Source organism: Priestia endophytica, from assembly GCF_026790145.1.
Lineage (GTDB): Bacteria > Bacillota > Bacilli > Bacillales > Bacillaceae_H > Bacillus_I > Bacillus_I endophytica_A.
Genome location: NZ_JALAMS010000001.1, coordinates 651,550 through 668,049, shown reverse-complemented (window position 1 = coordinate 668,049; position 16,500 = coordinate 651,550). Strand labels below are relative to the sequence as shown.

At 36.6% G+C, this 16,500-nt stretch carries 17 protein-coding genes; 6 read left to right on the top strand and 11 right to left on the bottom strand.

Annotation, left to right across the window (positions count from 1 at the left end; translation table 11 throughout):
• Window positions 1-11 precede the first annotated feature (11 nt).
• Genes MOC86_RS03420 through MOC86_RS03410 form a run of 3 tightly spaced genes read right to left on the bottom strand, consistent with a single transcriptional unit; the run spans window position 12 to window position 2,691 of the window.
• The gene (locus tag MOC86_RS03420; RefSeq protein WP_243513396.1) at window positions 12-668 is read right to left on the bottom strand and encodes a 3-oxoacid CoA-transferase subunit B; all 657 of its coding nucleotides are present in this window, start codon (window positions 666-668) and stop codon (window positions 12-14) included.
• Window positions 647-1,345: a CoA transferase subunit A gene (locus MOC86_RS03415; RefSeq protein ID WP_268582724.1), complete on the bottom strand. Its 699-nt coding sequence runs from the start codon at window positions 1,343-1,345 to the stop codon at window positions 647-649. The genes MOC86_RS03420 and MOC86_RS03415 overlap by 22 nt, the downstream gene beginning before the upstream one ends.
• Complete coding sequence (locus MOC86_RS03410; RefSeq protein ID WP_268582723.1) at window positions 1,342-2,691, bottom strand: aspartate aminotransferase family protein; 1,350 nt, start codon at window positions 2,689-2,691, stop codon at window positions 1,342-1,344. Before MOC86_RS03410 ends, MOC86_RS03415 begins: the two co-directional genes overlap by 4 nt.
• A 189-nt stretch (window positions 2,692-2,880) precedes the next feature.
• Here MOC86_RS03410 and MOC86_RS03405 point away from each other — a divergent pair, with 189 nt between their 5' ends.
• The 5 genes from MOC86_RS03405 (at window position 2,881) to MOC86_RS03385 (ending at window position 9,251) form a co-directional block, all read left to right on the top strand.
• Complete coding sequence (locus MOC86_RS03405; protein ID WP_268582722.1) at window positions 2,881-3,576, top strand: response regulator transcription factor; 696 nt, start codon at window positions 2,881-2,883, stop codon at window positions 3,574-3,576.
• Window positions 3,573-4,556, top strand: a complete 984-nt coding sequence (locus MOC86_RS03400) for a sensor histidine kinase (RefSeq protein ID WP_268582721.1) — start codon at window positions 3,573-3,575, stop codon at window positions 4,554-4,556. Before MOC86_RS03405 ends, MOC86_RS03400 begins: the two co-directional genes overlap by 4 nt.
• A 112-nt stretch (window positions 4,557-4,668) precedes the next feature.
• Window positions 4,669-5,439: an ABC transporter ATP-binding protein gene (locus MOC86_RS03395; protein WP_268582720.1), complete on the top strand. Its 771-nt coding sequence runs from the start codon at window positions 4,669-4,671 to the stop codon at window positions 5,437-5,439.
• Window positions 5,414-7,309 (top strand): FtsX-like permease family protein, encoded by a 1,896-nt coding sequence (locus MOC86_RS03390; protein WP_268582719.1) that lies wholly within the window; start codon window positions 5,414-5,416, stop codon window positions 7,307-7,309. Before MOC86_RS03395 ends, MOC86_RS03390 begins: the two co-directional genes overlap by 26 nt.
• 19 nt (window positions 7,310-7,328) lie before the next feature.
• Entirely contained in the window at window positions 7,329-9,251 is a 1,923-nt protein-coding gene (locus tag MOC86_RS03385; RefSeq protein ID WP_268582718.1) for an ABC transporter permease, read from the top strand.
• A 30-nt stretch (window positions 9,252-9,281) separates the two neighbouring features.
• Here the strand turns inward: MOC86_RS03385 and nagE are convergent, their stop codons facing one another.
• From nagE to MOC86_RS03360, 5 genes are all read right to left on the bottom strand, one after another.
• Window positions 9,282-10,643, bottom strand: a complete 1,362-nt coding sequence (gene nagE / locus MOC86_RS03380; RefSeq protein ID WP_268582717.1) for an N-acetylglucosamine-specific PTS transporter subunit IIBC — start codon at window positions 10,641-10,643, stop codon at window positions 9,282-9,284.
• 513 nt (window positions 10,644-11,156) lie between these two features.
• Entirely contained in the window at window positions 11,157-12,557 is a 1,401-nt protein-coding gene (locus MOC86_RS03375) for an ATP-binding protein (RefSeq protein WP_268582716.1), read from the bottom strand.
• 149 nt (window positions 12,558-12,706) lie between these two features.
• Window positions 12,707-12,835 (bottom strand): YjcZ family sporulation protein, encoded by a 129-nt coding sequence (locus MOC86_RS03370; protein WP_268582715.1) that lies wholly within the window; start codon window positions 12,833-12,835, stop codon window positions 12,707-12,709.
• A gap of 72 nt (window positions 12,836-12,907) precedes the next feature.
• Window positions 12,908-13,225 carry a hypothetical protein gene (locus MOC86_RS03365; RefSeq protein ID WP_268582714.1) on the bottom strand — a complete coding sequence of 106 codons (318 nt, stop codon included), beginning with the start codon at window positions 13,223-13,225 and terminating at the stop codon, window positions 12,908-12,910.
• The gene (locus tag MOC86_RS03360) at window positions 13,215-13,367 is read right to left on the bottom strand and encodes a hypothetical protein (RefSeq protein ID WP_268582713.1); all 153 of its coding nucleotides are present in this window, start codon (window positions 13,365-13,367) and stop codon (window positions 13,215-13,217) included. Before MOC86_RS03360 ends, MOC86_RS03365 begins: the two co-directional genes overlap by 11 nt.
• Before the next feature lie 189 nt (window positions 13,368-13,556).
• On the opposite strand from MOC86_RS03360, the gene MOC86_RS03355 reads away from it, so the two are divergent.
• Complete coding sequence (locus tag MOC86_RS03355) at window positions 13,557-14,300, top strand: DUF4397 domain-containing protein (protein ID WP_268582712.1); 744 nt, start codon at window positions 13,557-13,559, stop codon at window positions 14,298-14,300.
• 40 nt (window positions 14,301-14,340) lie between these two features.
• Here MOC86_RS03355 and MOC86_RS03350 read toward each other — a convergent pair whose 3' ends face one another.
• The 3 genes from MOC86_RS03350 to MOC86_RS03340 form a co-directional block, all read right to left on the bottom strand.
• Window positions 14,341-14,916, bottom strand: a complete 576-nt coding sequence (locus tag MOC86_RS03350) for a YpmS family protein (protein ID WP_268582711.1) — start codon at window positions 14,914-14,916, stop codon at window positions 14,341-14,343.
• Entirely contained in the window at window positions 14,913-15,734 is an 822-nt protein-coding gene (locus MOC86_RS03345; RefSeq protein WP_268582710.1) for an SGNH/GDSL hydrolase family protein, read from the bottom strand. Before MOC86_RS03345 ends, MOC86_RS03350 begins: the two co-directional genes overlap by 4 nt.
• Before the next feature lie 124 nt (window positions 15,735-15,858).
• On the bottom strand, window positions 15,859-16,464 hold the full coding sequence (locus MOC86_RS03340) for an SCO family protein (protein WP_268582709.1): 606 nt from the start codon (window positions 16,462-16,464) through the stop codon (window positions 15,859-15,861).
• Between the last annotated feature and the right edge of the window lie 36 nt (window positions 16,465-16,500).

Here is a 16,500-nt window from a genome sequence, read left to right as displayed (position 1 = left end):
CCTTTGCCTCCTTAAAATGACGAAATGGAACTTCCAAGGTGAACCGTAGCGTCTGTTGCTTTCACAACATCTTTTACACTGTAGGACTCCATGACTTCCGTAAGCCAAAGTTTTTCTTCTTTAATGTGAAAGACAGCTAAATCGGTAATAATCATATCCACACACCTTGAAGATGTAAGCGGTAAAGAACAGTTTTTAACAATCTTTGAGCGCCCTTTTCGGTCGAGATGACTCATAACTACAACTACCTTTTTAGCCTTTTGAGCAAGCTCCATTGCTCCCCCCATACCAGGCACGCGTTTCCCCGGAACAATCCAATTGGCTAAATCTCCTTTTTCACTTACTTCAAGAGCTCCTAAAACCGTCATATCAAGAAGACCGCGCCTTATAATAGCAAAAGCAATAGAGCTATCAAAATAAGAAGCTCCCTCCACTTCTGTAACAGGCAATCCTCCTGCATTACATATATGAGGATCTTCATGGCCTTCGTACGGAGTTTCTCCCATTCCTAACATTCCATTCTCAGCGTGAAACATAACGTTTTGTGCGGTTAAGAAGTTGGGAACGAGCGATGGAATGCCGATTCCTAAGTTCACAATCATGCCATTTTTGACTTCTTTAGCTGCTCTTTTGGCAATTTTATTTCTTACGTCTTTTCCCATACCCATTTCCAGTTCACTCCTTTGCTTTGCACAACCATGTCAACGAAGCATCCTTGTGTCATAATTTCGTCTGGGTTCAAACTTCCAAGCGGGACGATTTCCTCTACTTCAGCAATCGTTTTTTCTCCTGCCATTGCAATAAAAGGGTTTGTATTTTGAGCAGTCTTGTCATAAATTAAATTTCCGAACGAATCTGCCTTTTTAGCATAAATAATAGATACGTCTGCTGTAAGAGGTGTTTCAAGTAAATACGTTTTCCCTTGTACTTCTACTTTTTTCTTCCCTTTTGTGACTGTTTCATTATCCATTCCAATGTCTATTAAAATACCTCCTAACCCAACCCCGCCTGCTCGTATCCGTTCAATTAGCGTCCCTTGTGGAGAAAACTCGATTTCAAGTTCTTTATTTGTCATCTTTTCCCCTGCTACTGGATTTGACCCAATATGAGATACGATCACTTTCTTTGCGGAGCCGCTGACGATAAGCTTGCCAATTCCAATTGTCGGAAATCCTGTATCATTCCCAATCAGAACAAGATCTTCTATCCCTTTATCAATCATTCCTTGAATGAGTGTTGGTGGACTCCCAATTCCTCCGAATCCCCCAAACATTACAGTAGAATGAGATTTAATATGTGAGAGCGCTTCTTGAACTGAGACAACCTTCCCGTACACATTATTCATTCTCTTTCCTCCTGATTGTTTTTTAAGCGCTTCTCTATACTTAATAACGTTTTTTCAAATCGACATAAGAGTTCTTTTATCTCCCCTTCTTTTATTGTAAAAGGAGGTGAAATAATAACAGCATCTCCTCTAACACCTTCAATCCCTGCTGCTGAAGGATAAAGAAGTAGACCATTTTGCATTGCGATTTGGATAATTTGATTTGTCAGTTGAGCAGAAGTTGGAAATGGATCTTTTGTTTTCTTATCCTCTACAAATTCTACTCCTAATAAAAGTCCTTCTCCTCTTACATCGCCAATAATAGAAAAACGTTCTTTCAACTTTAATAGCTCTTTCTTTAAATACGCTCCCTTTCGAGCTGATTCATCGACTAGATTATGTTTTTCAACATATTGAAGAACAGATAAAGCTGTTGCACAAGACAAAGGATTTGCGCTGAACGTATGCCCACTCATAACGAGCTTAGAACCTTTTTTTATAGGAAGCATCACTTCTTCTGTTGCAACAGCTGCTGCAATTGGCGTATATCCTGCACCTAATCCTTTTCCAAGCGTAACAATATCTGGCTTTGCTTCCCAATGATCGTATCCAAACATTTTTCCTGTTCGGCCTAGCCCTGTCATGACTTCATCTGCAATAAATAAAATATTATAGCGGTCACAAATATCCCGGATACGTTCATAATACCCAGGTGGTGGTGTAATGGCAGCTCCTGCTGCTCCAATGATTGGTTCTGCAATAAATGCCGCAATATGCTCTTCTCCAATTCGAATAATGGCTCGTTCTAATTCATCAGCACAGCGTAACTGGCAGGAAGGAAACTCCATATGATATGGACATCGATAGCAATAAGGAGCTGAAACAGTTGGATAATCTTGCAAAAGAGGAACAAAACGCGTTCTGCGGATAGAGTGACCTGACATTGATAAAGACCCAATTGTAATACCGTGGTAGCTCATCCAGCGTGATAAAATTTTCAGTTTGCTTCCTTGCCCTTTTTCTTGAAAGTGTTGCAGCGCCATTTTCATCGCCGTTTCCGTTGCTTCTGTTCCACTGTTAACGAAAAAACTATAGCTTAGATGGCCATTAGAAAGCTTATAAATTTTTTCAGCCAATCTCTCAGCAGCTTCGCTTGTAAACTGCGAGCGATAAACAAAACTAACGCGTTTTGCCTGATTTCCTAAAACATCTGTTATTTCTTGAACGCCGTGACCAACACTAACAGTAACCGCTCCTGAAGAAGCGTCCAAATAGTCTTTACCATGTTCATCATATAAAAAAACGCCTTTTCCATATGAGACTTTTGGATATGTGCCGTCAAGAATAGGTTTAATTAAATGAGACATCTCTTTTTCCTCCTATCCCGCAGTCGAGCCTTTGTCTAGAAAAGAGATTTACCCCGCCTACTTTATAGATATGTGAGAAGAAGGTCTTTTTTTCATATAATTTTTAAAAGCATATTTTGGATATCAACAGTAGAAAAAGGAAGAATTTGGTAAAATAGGAAGGGAGATTGTACATAAGGAGATTACAAGATGCGAAAAATTTTTATTGTAGAAGATGATCCAAGCCTTGTTGTACTGCTAGAAGAACACTTACAAAAGTTCGAATATGAAACATGCAGCGTTCAAAATTTTGAAAAGGTAACAGAAGAATTTCAGACCTTTGCACCAGATCTTGTTCTTCTTGATGTGAACTTACCTAAATTTGATGGCTATTACTGGTGTCGACAAATGCGTGCTTGTTCAACATGCCCTATTTTATTTATTTCAGCGCGCAAAGGAAAAATGGATCAAGTGATGGCGCTTGAAAATGGGGCTGATGATTATATTACGAAACCATTTGATTATGAGATTGTAATGGCCAAGATTAAAAGTCAGCTTCGTCGTGCATATGGCACATATGCTAATAACTATCATGATCGTAACATTAAAGCTGGAGGCCTTACCTTAGACTTTGAACGTCTCTTTTTATCTTATAATCAAAAAAAGGTAGAACTTAGTTTAACAGAAGCAAAAATCTTAGATGAAATGATGAAAAAGCATGAACATGTCGTAAGCCGTGACCGATTACTCGAAAAAATTTGGGATGAACAAGCTTTTGTGGATGATAATACGCTAAATGTATACATTGCTCGCGTTCGTAAAAAACTAAAAGAATTGGAGATCTATAACGCTCTGCAAACAGTAAGAGGCGCAGGATATCGGCTCTATGTTGGTGAAGGAGGATGAAACTTTTTTTCAAAGATCACCTTCTTCTCACAATACTCTATGGTATACAGCTTGTTCTCACTTTACTTATTTATTGGCTTGACGGAAACGTGCGTATTACAACAGCGCTTTACTCTATCTTATTAAGCAGTGTGATTTACGTTGTGTACCTTTTTTATCGCTATACAACACATCGTTCGTTTTATAAAAAACTTTCTTACCCTCCAGAGAGTCTAGACGATGTTGGAGAGAAAAAAGAAGAAACTCCTTTATCATCTGCGTTTTATGAGTTTGAAAGAAAAAGACTGCAGCAATATCAACAAAACATTCACCAATATAAGCACAGGCTTGATCATCATATTACCTTTATGAATCAGTGGGTTCATCAAATGAAAACACCCCTATCTGTCATTCACCTTATGATGGAAAGGCGAGATGATCGGGAGGCCCTTGCAATTCAAGATGAAGTAGATCGGCTTAAAAAAGGGCTTGATCTTGTTTTATATACGTCGCGTCTTGGTGCTTTCACCCATGACTTTCACGTTGAAATGTTAGAACTAAATGAGCTTATCCGGAAAGTGACATCTTCTCAAAAACGTCTATTTATTCGCAACCGCGTTTATCCACATATCGACATCAAAAAAAAGACGTGGATTACATCTGATGAGAAATGGTTGTCTTTTGCGCTTACCCAGTTGATCACAAATGCTGTCCGCTATTCAAGCGAAGGAAGCAAATTATTTTTCACCTCTTATAATGAAAAAGACCATATAGCTCTTGAAGTGAGAGATGAAGGCATTGGGATTCCTAAAGAAGACCTTTCACGCGTTTTTGATCCTTATTTTACAGGAGAAAATAGTCGGAAATTTCAAGAATCAACGGGTATGGGGCTTTATCTTGTGAAACAGATTGGTGAAAAGCTTCATCATAACATTACGATTACTTCAAAATTTGAAGAAGGCACAACAATCCGACTTCTCTTCCAAAAAGCAGCGCATTAAGTGCACTGCTTTTTTATATTACAACATTGTAAGGTTCTTGTAAGAAAGCAACATAGCAACATATACCCCTCTCTTTTACAATAAAACTATCAACCAAAAAGGAGTGCTTACGATGGCTATTTTAGATGTTAGGCATCTAACAAGAATATACAAAGGGAAAATCTCATATAAAGCGCTAGATAACATCAACTTTTCGATTGAAAAAGGTGAATTTGTGGGCATTATGGGACCATCTGGAAGCGGAAAAACAACCCTTTTAAACATGATTGCCACAATCGATAAGCCAACATCGGGAGAAATATTTATTGGAGGAAAAAATCCTCATTCTTTAAACAAACGAAATACGGCTCTTTTTAGACGTCGTGAGCTCGGATTTGTTTTCCAATCCTTCAATCTACTTGATACGTTAACAGTTGAAGAAAATATTGTTCTTCCATTAACACTTGATGGCGTGAAAATAACAGAAATGGAAAAGAAACTTGTTTCTGTTTCAAAAAAGCTTGGAATTGATAACATTTTAAAAAAGCGTGTCTATGAAATCTCAGGAGGACAAATGCAAAGAACCGCCATTGCTAGAGCAATTATTCATAATCCGTCTCTCGTATTAGCAGATGAACCAACAGGTAACTTGGACTCTAAATCATCCAAAGATGTGATGGAAACATTGTCTGCTATTAACATTGAAGATGGTGCCACAACGATGATGGTAACTCATGATGCTGTTGCTGCAAGCTACTGTAATCGCGTTATTTTTATTAAAGACGGAAAATTTTATAACGAAATCTACAAAGGAGAAAATAGACAAGCATTCTTTCAAAAAATTATTGATATGCTTTCTCTTTTAGGAGGCGACACACATGACCTTTCAACAGTTCGCTTATAAAAATGTAATCCGAAACAAACGAACATATGCCGCTTACTTTTTAAGTAGCGCTTTTTCCGTTATGATTTTCTTCATGTATGCATTGTTTATTTTTAATCCTCATATTAAAACCGGTCTTGTTGTAGGAGTCGCCGTTCAAGCAATGACAATCTCTGAATATATTATGTACATTTTCTCGTTTTTCTTTGTGCTCTATTCCGTTAGCACCTTTTTAAAAACAAGAAAGCGAGAGTTTGGCATTTTAATAATGCACGGTATGTCTAAACAACAACTATATCAACTCGTTTTTTTGGAAAATATGCTCATTGGTATCTTCGCCATTATAACCGGAATGGTATGCGGACTTCTGTTTGAGAAACTCTTTTTACTGCTTGGGGCCCGTATACTTGGTATTAGCGAAATTCCTTTTTATCTATCATGGAAAGCCGTCAGTTTAACCTCTCTTTCCTTTTTATGTTTGTTCGCCGTTGTATCCATATTCATTCTTTTTACAATTAGAGTGAATAAACTCATTGACCTTTTTCAAGCCGTGCAAAAACCAAAAAGAGAACCGAAAGCATCTGCTTTACTTTCCCTTTTATGTACGCTCCTGCTCTTTTCTTCTTATTTCTTAGCTTTTACAACAAAAGGCGGAGATATTGCTATTAGAATGCTTCCAGTCATTATAATGACGATTGTTGGGACCTATTTTTTCTATACGCAAATGAGCGTTTTTATTCTTAAGATTTTACAGAAAAAACGCACGATTTTCTTGCAGAAAACAAATATCGTGACAATCGCAAACCTTGCTTATCGACTGAAAGATAATGCTCGGATGTTTTTTCTCGTTACGATTGTTTCAACCGTTTCTTTTTGTGCAATTGGAGCATTTTCTTCGTTTAATGTATTAAACAAAGAAGTAGAAAAAAGTTATCCAGTAGCTGTAAACTATATTTCAAAAAAGAACAATACGTTGGAAGAAAAACACGTGCAGGCTATTGAAGATGGCTTACAACAAAACAACGTATCGTATAGCAAAATGACTTTCCCTATTCGCTATGTAAAAACAACAGAAGGAGAAGAAGTTTTATATGTTTCATTTTCCCAATATCAAAAGTTTTTGAAGGAAACAGGAAAGACGGAAACGATTCGCCCGTTAAAAATTGGCGAAGCTTACCTTCTCCCAACAACCCTCTGGGACGAAAAACAGTTTACAGCACAAACATATTCGCTTATGGGAGAAAACCGTGATTCCCTATCTATTAAGGATGTAGCTAGCCACATTATGTTGCCAAACACCCTTTTGTCAAGTCGAGGCGTAATCGTAAGTGATGAACTTTACGAAAAACTTTCTCCCTCTAATACTGAAACATATGTTGGTTGGAACACAGAAAGCTTCTCCAAAACAAACGGTATTGGCGCAACTATTAGTCGTACCGGCCTTGTTTCATCGAGGGATGATAAATCCTATGCACTCGCCGTTGGAGGAACAGTGTTAGCTTCTCAAAAGCAAGTTTTCAATACGATGTTCTTTGTAGCTTTGCTTGTTGGAGCTGTGTTTTTCATTGCATCCGGAAGCTTTTTATATTTCAGACTCTATGCGGATTTAGAGTACGACATAAGACAATATAATACGATTGCAAGAATTGGACTAACAAATCAAGAGTTGCATACCATTGTTACAAAACAACTTCTCTTGCTTTTCTTTGTTCCTTTCACGCTCGCTATCTCTCACAGCCTGTTTGCTTTTAAAGCGCTACAAAGCCTATTTTCTATTTCAATTGCTCATAATATGAGTCTTGTTCTATTAAGCTTCTTAGCAGCTCAAATTGCTTATTTTCTACTTATTCGAACACGATATTTAAAAATACTCAAAACAATGCTTTTATAATACAAGCAGAAGATACCTCTTGACTTTTCGCCAGTTCGCTTACAAAAACGTTACTAGAAACTTAAGAACATATGCCGCTTACTTTTTAAGCAGCGCTTTTTCCGTTATGATTTTCTTCGTGTACGCCCTATTCATTTTTAATCCCTACATTCAACAGGGAATTACTGTAGGAGCAGCCATTGATGTGATGAAAGCTGCGGAATATATTATTTTCCTTTTTTCATTCTTTTTTGTACTCTACTCAATGAATGCATTTTTAAAAACGCGAAAACGTGAATTTGGGATTTTAATGATGCACGGCATGTCACGGCATCAGCTTAATCGAATGGTCTTTTTAGAGAATATGCTTATTGGAATCGGGGCAATTATAACAGGGATTTTATTTGGGCTTTTAACCGCAAAACTATTTTTAATGATGGGTGCAAAAGCCGTGGGAATAACAAATATCCCTTTCTACTTTGCATCAAAAGCCTTTTTCTTAACTGTTTTTTCATTCTTAGGATTATTTTTTGTAATTTCATTGGTTACTAGTTTAACGATTCGAACGAAAAAACTTCTTGATCTTTTCCAAGAATCTCAAAGGGTAAAAGAAGAGCCAAAAAACTCAATTATCCTTTCTCTTATTGGCTTAGCGTGCCTTATTACAGCCTACTATTTACCGATAACAGCAGAAGGTGGATTATCTGTTTTAAAACGCTTCTTTCCTGCTGTCATTCTTACGATTATTGGTACATACTTTTTCTTTAGTCAAACAAGTATTTTTATCATTAATCTTACTAAAAAGCAAAAGCACTTTTTTTTCAAGAAAACAAATATAATCACAATCGCAAGTCTTGCTTACCGTCTCAAAGACAATGCACGTATGTTCTTTATGGTAACAATCGTCTCGACGGTTTCCATATGTGCTATCGGTACGCTCGCTTCTTTTAATACGTTCGCAGAGCAAAAGCATGTTGAAGAAATTAAACAAGCGCTTAAAGAAAAAAACTTGGACTATACGGCATTCTCCATGCCAATTCTCATCATTCAAGGAAAGATTGAAACAAAAGAGGCGAACATATCAGCAGGAGCTTCTATTCAAAGAAACGGCGTAAGTGAAAATCGTCCCTTTGCCTTTATTTCGCAATCAAATTATATAAAGTATATAGAAGGAGCTGGCGATCATGTTTCGTCTCTGTCACATCTAAACGATAATGAAGCACTCATCCCTCCAGCAAATACGCTCACCAAAATGTTTATGGATGAGAGCTATATGAATGTTTTGAAAAAAGATAAGTATCAAATCCCTGGAGAATCTGTAATGTATATTAAAGATAAAGCAGAACACATTTTGTTTCCTCCTGATATCATGGCTTCAGATACTCTTATTGTAAATGACGCTGTGTACGAACGCCTGCTTTCAAAGGGAAAAACTGAAATGTTCACAGGATTTAATATTCGAGAGTGGAAAGAAACGGCGGGACTCCTACCCCGTTTAGCTGGAAAAAATGGAATTGTCCCCTACAACCCGAACAAGAGCTATTCCATAGCCGTTAGTGGAAATCCTTATGCTGAACAAATGAAAATGGCGAACATGCTTCTGTTTGTTTCTCTACTTGTTGGCGCTGTCTTCTTTATTGCGGCCGGAAGTTTCCTCTATTTTCGTCTTTATGCTGATTTAGATTATGATAAACGTCAATATGCAACAGTTGCCAAAGTTGGTTTAACGGAAAAAGAGCTGAGCCATATTGTAACAAAACAACGGCTTTTGCTCTTTTTCATTCCTCTTCTTGTGGCGACTATTCATAGTACTTTTGCTTTTGCCGCTCTGCAAGATTTCTTTGCTCTCTCAATTTTAAAAGAAATCATTACTGTACTTATTAGCTTTTTCATTTTCCAGACTTGCTATTTTATATTCATTCAAACTCGTTATCTAAAAAAAATCAAGCGATCACTCATCTAAAAAAGCCGCTCAAGTATGAGCGGCTTTCTTCTATTCCAGTTTTCTACGAATCTCGTTTGCTACAAATTCAACGTCTGTTCCAATGACAACTTGAACATCTCGTTCATTTAGTTTTATTACCCCTTTTGCCCCTGCTTTCTTTAATACTTCTTCTTGAATGAGTGATGTATCTTTTATTTTCAAGCGAAGCCTTGTAACACAGTTATCAAGCTCCTCAATATTTGAAACGCCTCCAAGACCTGCAATATACTGCTCTGCCGCCTTTTCATACTTTCCTTCTCCAACATAATGCGCTTCTTCTACAATCTCATCTTCACGGCCTGGTGTTTTAAGGTCAAATTTCTTAATCACAGCATAAAAAATAATGAAATACAAAATACCGTAAATAACACCAACACCTAGAAGAAGCAGCGGCTTTTGTGCAATGTTATAATTCAGGAGATAATCAATAGCACCTGCGGAAAATCCAAATCCATCGTGAATGTCTAAGCTTACCGTAATATACATGGATAATCCTGTTAATAGAGCGTGTACAACATATAAAACAGGAGCTAAAAACAGGAAAAGAAACTCAATTGGTTCTGTTACACCTGTTAAGAAAGACGTAAAAGCAAGACTTACAAGCATTCCTGTTACAAGCTTGCGACGCTCTTTTTTGGCTGTTGCAATCATCGCAAGTGCAGCTGCTGGCAATCCAAACATCATAATAGGGAAAAATCCTGTCATAAACGTGCCTGCTGTTGGATCTCCTGCGAAGAAGCGAGCAATATCTCCACGTTCACCGTTATATTCGCCAAATAAAAACCAAACGATATTATTTAAAATATGATGAAGACCGACTGGAATAAGTAAACGATTTAATACACCATAAACCCCTGCACCAAGAGCTCCTAAATCAATAAGATACTGGCCAATTCCATCAATAAAGTTTTGAATTGGCGGCCATACATATCCAAAAATCCCTGCGAGTACAAGCATAGATCCAGCCGTTATAATGGGGACAAACCGCTTTCCACCAAAAAATCCGAGCCACTGCGGCAGTTGAATATCGTGATAACGATTATATAACAGACCTGCAACTGTCCCAGCAATAAGACCTGCAAAAACAGCCATATCGTTATGCTTGTCAATGACTTGTGTTCCTCCTACAAGTACAAAATAGCCAATGGCTCCTGCAAGAGCCGCTGCTCCATTGCTGTCTTTTGCTAGTCCAATGGCAACCCCAATAGCAAAAATAAGCGGAAGCTGTGCCATTATGGCATCACCTGAAGCTTCCATAAACGGGATATCTAACATATCTTCCTTCCCTAAGCGAAGCAACAGAGCTGCTGCTGGCAGCACAGCAATTGGAAGCATAAGTGCTTTCCCTATTCTTTGTAAGAAGCCTAACATTTTGATTCCCCCCCATATCCACCTTTTTTATTTATAATCACACTTTCTAGTAAAGAAAGATGTGAATAACAATTTTCTGGCTATCTTAACTTTGAATTTTCACCGAGATCCTTTATATAACGACCACACAGCTTCAAGCTTTCTGCATCATTCCATAAATAATACGGCACTTTCTTCTTTAATATGCCATTGGGATATTTCTATTTCATTTGCTTGTAATATATATTTTCTTTTAGAACATCAATTTATTTGAAAATTTGACCCCCATATCATAATGAGAATTTGGTTTATAACTACTAAAAGTTTCACTCTATTCATCCAGACGAAAGATAACAACATCTTTATTCCTATATTAAAAGGGAAAAACAATGTTAGGCTATGTGCCAAATATTATGCCAGCCGTTGAAAAGCCATATTTTGCTCACTTTTAAAAATCCTTTTTCTTACATTACTTTCAGCGTATCTTCTAATGAACTGGTTATCTTTACCACTTATATTTAAAAAAAGAGCCCTCTAAGACTCTTTTTCACAATTTAAAACAATGGGAAGTGTAATTTTCACTTTTGTTCCTACACCTATTTTACTTGTAAACGTCATTTTTCCTTTATGTTGTTCAATGATTTTGTAGCTGATCATTAATCCTAAACCTGTCCCGGTTTCTTTTGTAGAAAAGAAAGGTTCACCGATCTTTTGTAAAACACTTTCCTCCATCCCACAACCTTCATCCGTAATCTCAACAACGGCCAAGCTCCCTTCTGTTTTTAAAGAGATATGAACGGTTCCTCGCGTCATTGATTCAATTGCATTCTGAATAACGTTAATAAATACTTGTTTTAAAGCATTTTCCTCACAGTAGATCCATACATCTACCTCTGTAAGATCTGTTGTAATTTGACAATCTCGATAGCTTGCATGTGTGTTAAGTAACAGAGCGACATGCTGTAAAATACGACATAGCTGTTTAGGTTTATAAGCGGTTTCCTTTTTTGATTTTGCAAGCGTTAAAAATTCTTCAATAATGACCTCAATTCGTTCAATTTCAGCAATCATAATTTCGCTATATTCTTCATTATATTCTTTAGATACTTTTAAAAGCTGAATAAACCCTTTAACAGCTGTCATTGGATTGCGAATCTCATGCGCCACTCCAGCGGCCAGTTTGCTTACCATTGTTAATTTCTCAGAGGTTCTTGCCATCTCATCATATTTCTTTCGATTCGTAATATCACGCATAAAATATTGAATAGCAGGCTTTCCTTGAAACTCCATTTTAGTTACGGATGATTCAATAAATTTCACGCCTTCCTTAGCTAGGATTTTCACTTCTACTCTTGGTCTAAACGGCTTGTCTTGCATGATGGCATCCATTCGTTCTTTTACAAACCTAATATCGTCTTCATGAATGAACGTCAGCAGCTCTTTCCCAATATATTCATACTTACTCCTTCCACCTAAAAGTCGAATAGCTGCCGGATTTACATAGCGCACTTTTTCATCCACTACAACTAAAAAAGCATCTTGACTTTCTTCAATAAAGCGTTTGTACTGATTCAACTCTCTTAAAACAGCATCCTGCTTTTCCAGAGACAATGACACTTCATTAAACTGAATAAGCTGATACGTACTTTTACTCGTCTTAATAGGCTTTATCGTCATATCGTACTCTAAAGTAGAAATGTGCTGAACCCTTATTGTTTTTTCAATGCTTTCTTTTAACAAGGTTAATAATTGTGCTAATGACACATTGAATAAAGCCGTGAAGTAAAAGAAAAAAGAACGCTTTTTTTCCTTTTCAACATCGAGAAGCTTTTCTGCTTCATCATTTGCAAAAACACATGTCCCGCTTTGGTCGATAATCAAAGTTGGCACAACGCTCTTCTTAAAAGCTTCTTTTAATAATATTAAATTATCCATAAATCCACCTTCATTTTGCTTATGTATCACTAGTATAGTATGGAAAATAAGAGATTTATATGGTTTTTCAACATTTATTCGAAAGTTTTTCTCTTTTCCTTCTATAAAGTAAACGGGATGGATCATCATCCACCCCGTTTACTTTATTATTAATGGAAACAAACCGCTCCAATAATGATTAACAAAATAAAGAGTACTACAATTGTTGCGAAGTTAAAGCTTTCACAGCCCTCGCTATATGGATAGTAATAGCCACAGTTTTCATACGGATCATACATCTCTCTATTCCTCCTCATTTTCATTTACAAAAACAGCTTATGTTTTCTTATAAAAATAGTTTGTGCATTTGCCTATTTTTTCTCCTTATCATTGAACAAAAGAGTAAGAAAAAAGAGAAATAAAGAAAGGGAAAGAATAGGAACGATCATACTTTTTACATAACCTACAACATAACCAATATAAGGAATTTCATACAAATAATGATGCTCACCACTTACGTATTCTGTGACAACTAGTGATCCTTCAAAAGCAGATGTATTGCTATTTACAACGCTCACGTCATAGCCGGCTAGAAGAGGCAAAAGAGCTAATAAAAACAGTGTAAAACAAATTGTATATAGAACAAGGATATAACGGTAGGCAGTAAAAACTTTCTTCTTATTCTCCATTGTTCTCCACCTCAAACGTTATAGTGTGCTTCGCTTTAGAAGGCGAATGCTCCACTGCGTTTTCCGTAAAATATGTTAAACACGACAGGAGGATAATGCCTCCTAACATGAAGCGAAATGTTTTAACATAGAAATGTTTCATCCTCTCACTCCTTACTTTTCAGTATAGCGAGTATCTTTTTACTTTCGAGTTCTCCGTACCCCATTATATGCGCCTATCGCCTTAAAGGTTATTCATAAATAAGCTTTAAAAACAGGATACGTAGCATTTTTCATTCTTTTCTTGCATAAACTTGCTACGTAAAAATTTTGCTTTGAGGAGGACAAAGTCTTGAATAGTAAACAGCAGCACTATGCTCAAAAAGCGGCTATGTACGATTTATTAGCTCAGTACTACAAATACAGAGATCCTTCTTTACACATTGCTTACTACCAAAAACATTTTAAATATGCTACAAAGCTTTCCTATTCGTTGTCAAATATGCGTAATAGACAAGGAACAAGAATCCGTATTCTTCACGCTTCTCCAGGTGCTCCTTCTGTTGATGTATACCTTAATAGACGAAAAACAATCCCAAACTTAATCTTTAAACAAGAAACAGATTATATTGAACTAAGAGAAGGTGGGCGTTATAGAATTGATCTGTACAAAGCAGGCGAAACAGCTCGACCTCTCCTTAGTGCAGAAATAGAAATCAAAAAAGATATGCAATATACAATTATTGCAGCTGGGGAACCTACTAATTTGTCACTGCTCGCTATAAAAGATGAAGACACAGTACCAAAAGGAGAAGCAAAGCTGCGCTTTATTCATCTTTCTCCAAACGCTCCTTCCATTGATGTTGCAGCAGTGCGTGGAGACGTTGTTTTCCCTAATGTATCTTTTAAAGAGGCTACAAGCTATTTAGCATTAACTCCAATGGAGGTGAACCTTGAGTTGAGAAGAAGCGGATCAAAAGAAGTTTTATTAAAAATCCCACCGCTTCGTCTTCGTCCAGACCGAGCCTATACGGTATACGGAGTTGGACTTGTAAATGGAAATCCTCCTCTTGAAGCTTTAGTTACACAAGATTAGCTCAATAAAAAAAGAGCCTTCTCGTTAGAAGGCTCTTTTTTTACGGTTGAACACTTGGATCAATAAGTTTAATTGATATTTCGTCATTTTTTAAGTCGAATTTCTCAGCTTTTACTCGGAAACCATTTTCAAGCTCCATTTGATTTAGAGCAACATAAATGGATTCTTTTTTCGGATTAATACTTACCCACTCAGGCATTGGGAAATGATTATTTACATACTTCAAGACTGTCTCAACCGGTAATGGTAACGCCCCGACGGAAAGACCTGTTTGTTCAAGAACAAGGTTACCATTTTTCTGGACAATAGGTGCAAATGTCATTTTAATATCAACGTCACGGCCAAAAGCGACAATTTTTCCATATACTTCAACTTCGTCATTTAAAACAACATTATATGCTAACGTATCACTAGCAAACTCTTGTTTTAAATACTTATCAATAAGCGCATTCAAGTTTTTCTTATCTCCTACAACTCCGAGTTCTATACCGTTCACCTCTTCTTTTGAAGGAGCCTGTCGTTTTTCAATTGGCTGAAAAATAGCTACTACAGCGACTAGAACTAAAATAATATTTAAGCAAAGTAAACTAAAGAAAAGCGTCTTCCATTTTTTCATCCTGCTATGTCCTCTCCTCTATATGTTGGATTGGCGAACACCATTTTTTCATCATCCATGTTTTCAAGAAAAACGCGCTCGCTAATTCTGTCTGCAATTAATTTATACCCTTTTGTGTTTGGATGAAAATAGTCATTTGATAACAAGTTTTCATTTGTACTTGTGAAAATATCAGCAATTTCAATATATGTTATCCCTTTGTATTGAGATGCCACTCGTTCACTTGAACCATTCCATTCCTCTACAACAGTATCGATTTCTTTTAAATCACTAAGCGTGTTTAAAAACGGATTGTAAAATCCAATAAGGTAAATTGGAGCATCCTCGTTAATACTGCGCATCTTTTTCATTACTTTTTGTAGTCTTTTTTCATACTTTCTCTGCTCTTTGTTATACGTTTTAAAGGTAATGTTATCGTAATGATCTCGCATAACTTTCATCATATCATTGCCGCCAATTGTGACGAAGATAATATCCGCATCTTCAAGGCTTGATTTGATATTTTCATAATCTAATCTTTTAAGAAGCTGATCTGTACGATTTCCCGTTTTCCCAAAGTTGCTCACTTTTACTTTTCCAACAGAAGGCTGTTTTTCAATTTCTGAAGCAACGCGTGTTACATAGCCTTCTTCCTTCGTTGAATCGCCAACTCCTTTTGTTAAAGAATCACCAATTGCAACCATGTTCACACTTGCAGGAAATATATCTTTTCCTTGTTTTGTTGACACTTCTTTGGACTCTTCCTCATTTTGAGTTGGAGGTGAAGCAGAACAAGCTGACAAAAAGAGAATAAGAAAAATAAGACCTATTTTTTTCATCCTATGTTCACCCCTGTTACTAGATGTCTCTAATGTATTATCATATCATATTCTTTAAAACTAAAAAATCATACAAAAAAAAACCAACCTATATTCCCCCTACTAAAGGGGTCAGTTGGTTTTATCAGGACGATTTTTCTAATTCCTTTGCTTCATGAATAATATCATCATAAGGAACATTAGACACCCCATCATAGTCCTTTACAATTTGACCTTTTTGATTTAATAGAAAAAATGTTGTTCCATGAATCACTTGATCTCCTGAACTCGGCTTTTGAACATTCATATAAAAATTCTCTCTTGCGAATGTTTCAATCTCTTCTTGAGAGTATCCCGTGAGAAATTGCCAATTATCGCTATTTGCCTCAAATCCTTCGCTAAATTCTTTCAGCTTCTCACTGCTATCAACTGTTGGATCAACTGTGAAAGAGACAAATTCCACATCTGCTCCTTCTTCTTTCGCTTTTTCTTGAAGTTTCGCCATATGAGACGTCATTGGTGGACAGACTGTTGTACAGCTTGTAAAGATGAAGTTCGCTATCCATACTTTTCCATCTAAACTTTTTGATGAAAATGGTTCACCATTTTGATTTTCGTATGTAAAATCAGCAATTGGATCTGATAATTGTTGTTCTGCTTTTGTTTCTGCCTTACTTTCTTCTTTCTTCTCCCCACATGCTGTCAGTAAAAAAAGAGAGCATACTAACCATAAAAAGCTTTTTCTTTTCATCTCCAATCCCTCCTAAAAAGGTTAAAAAGCGCTTTC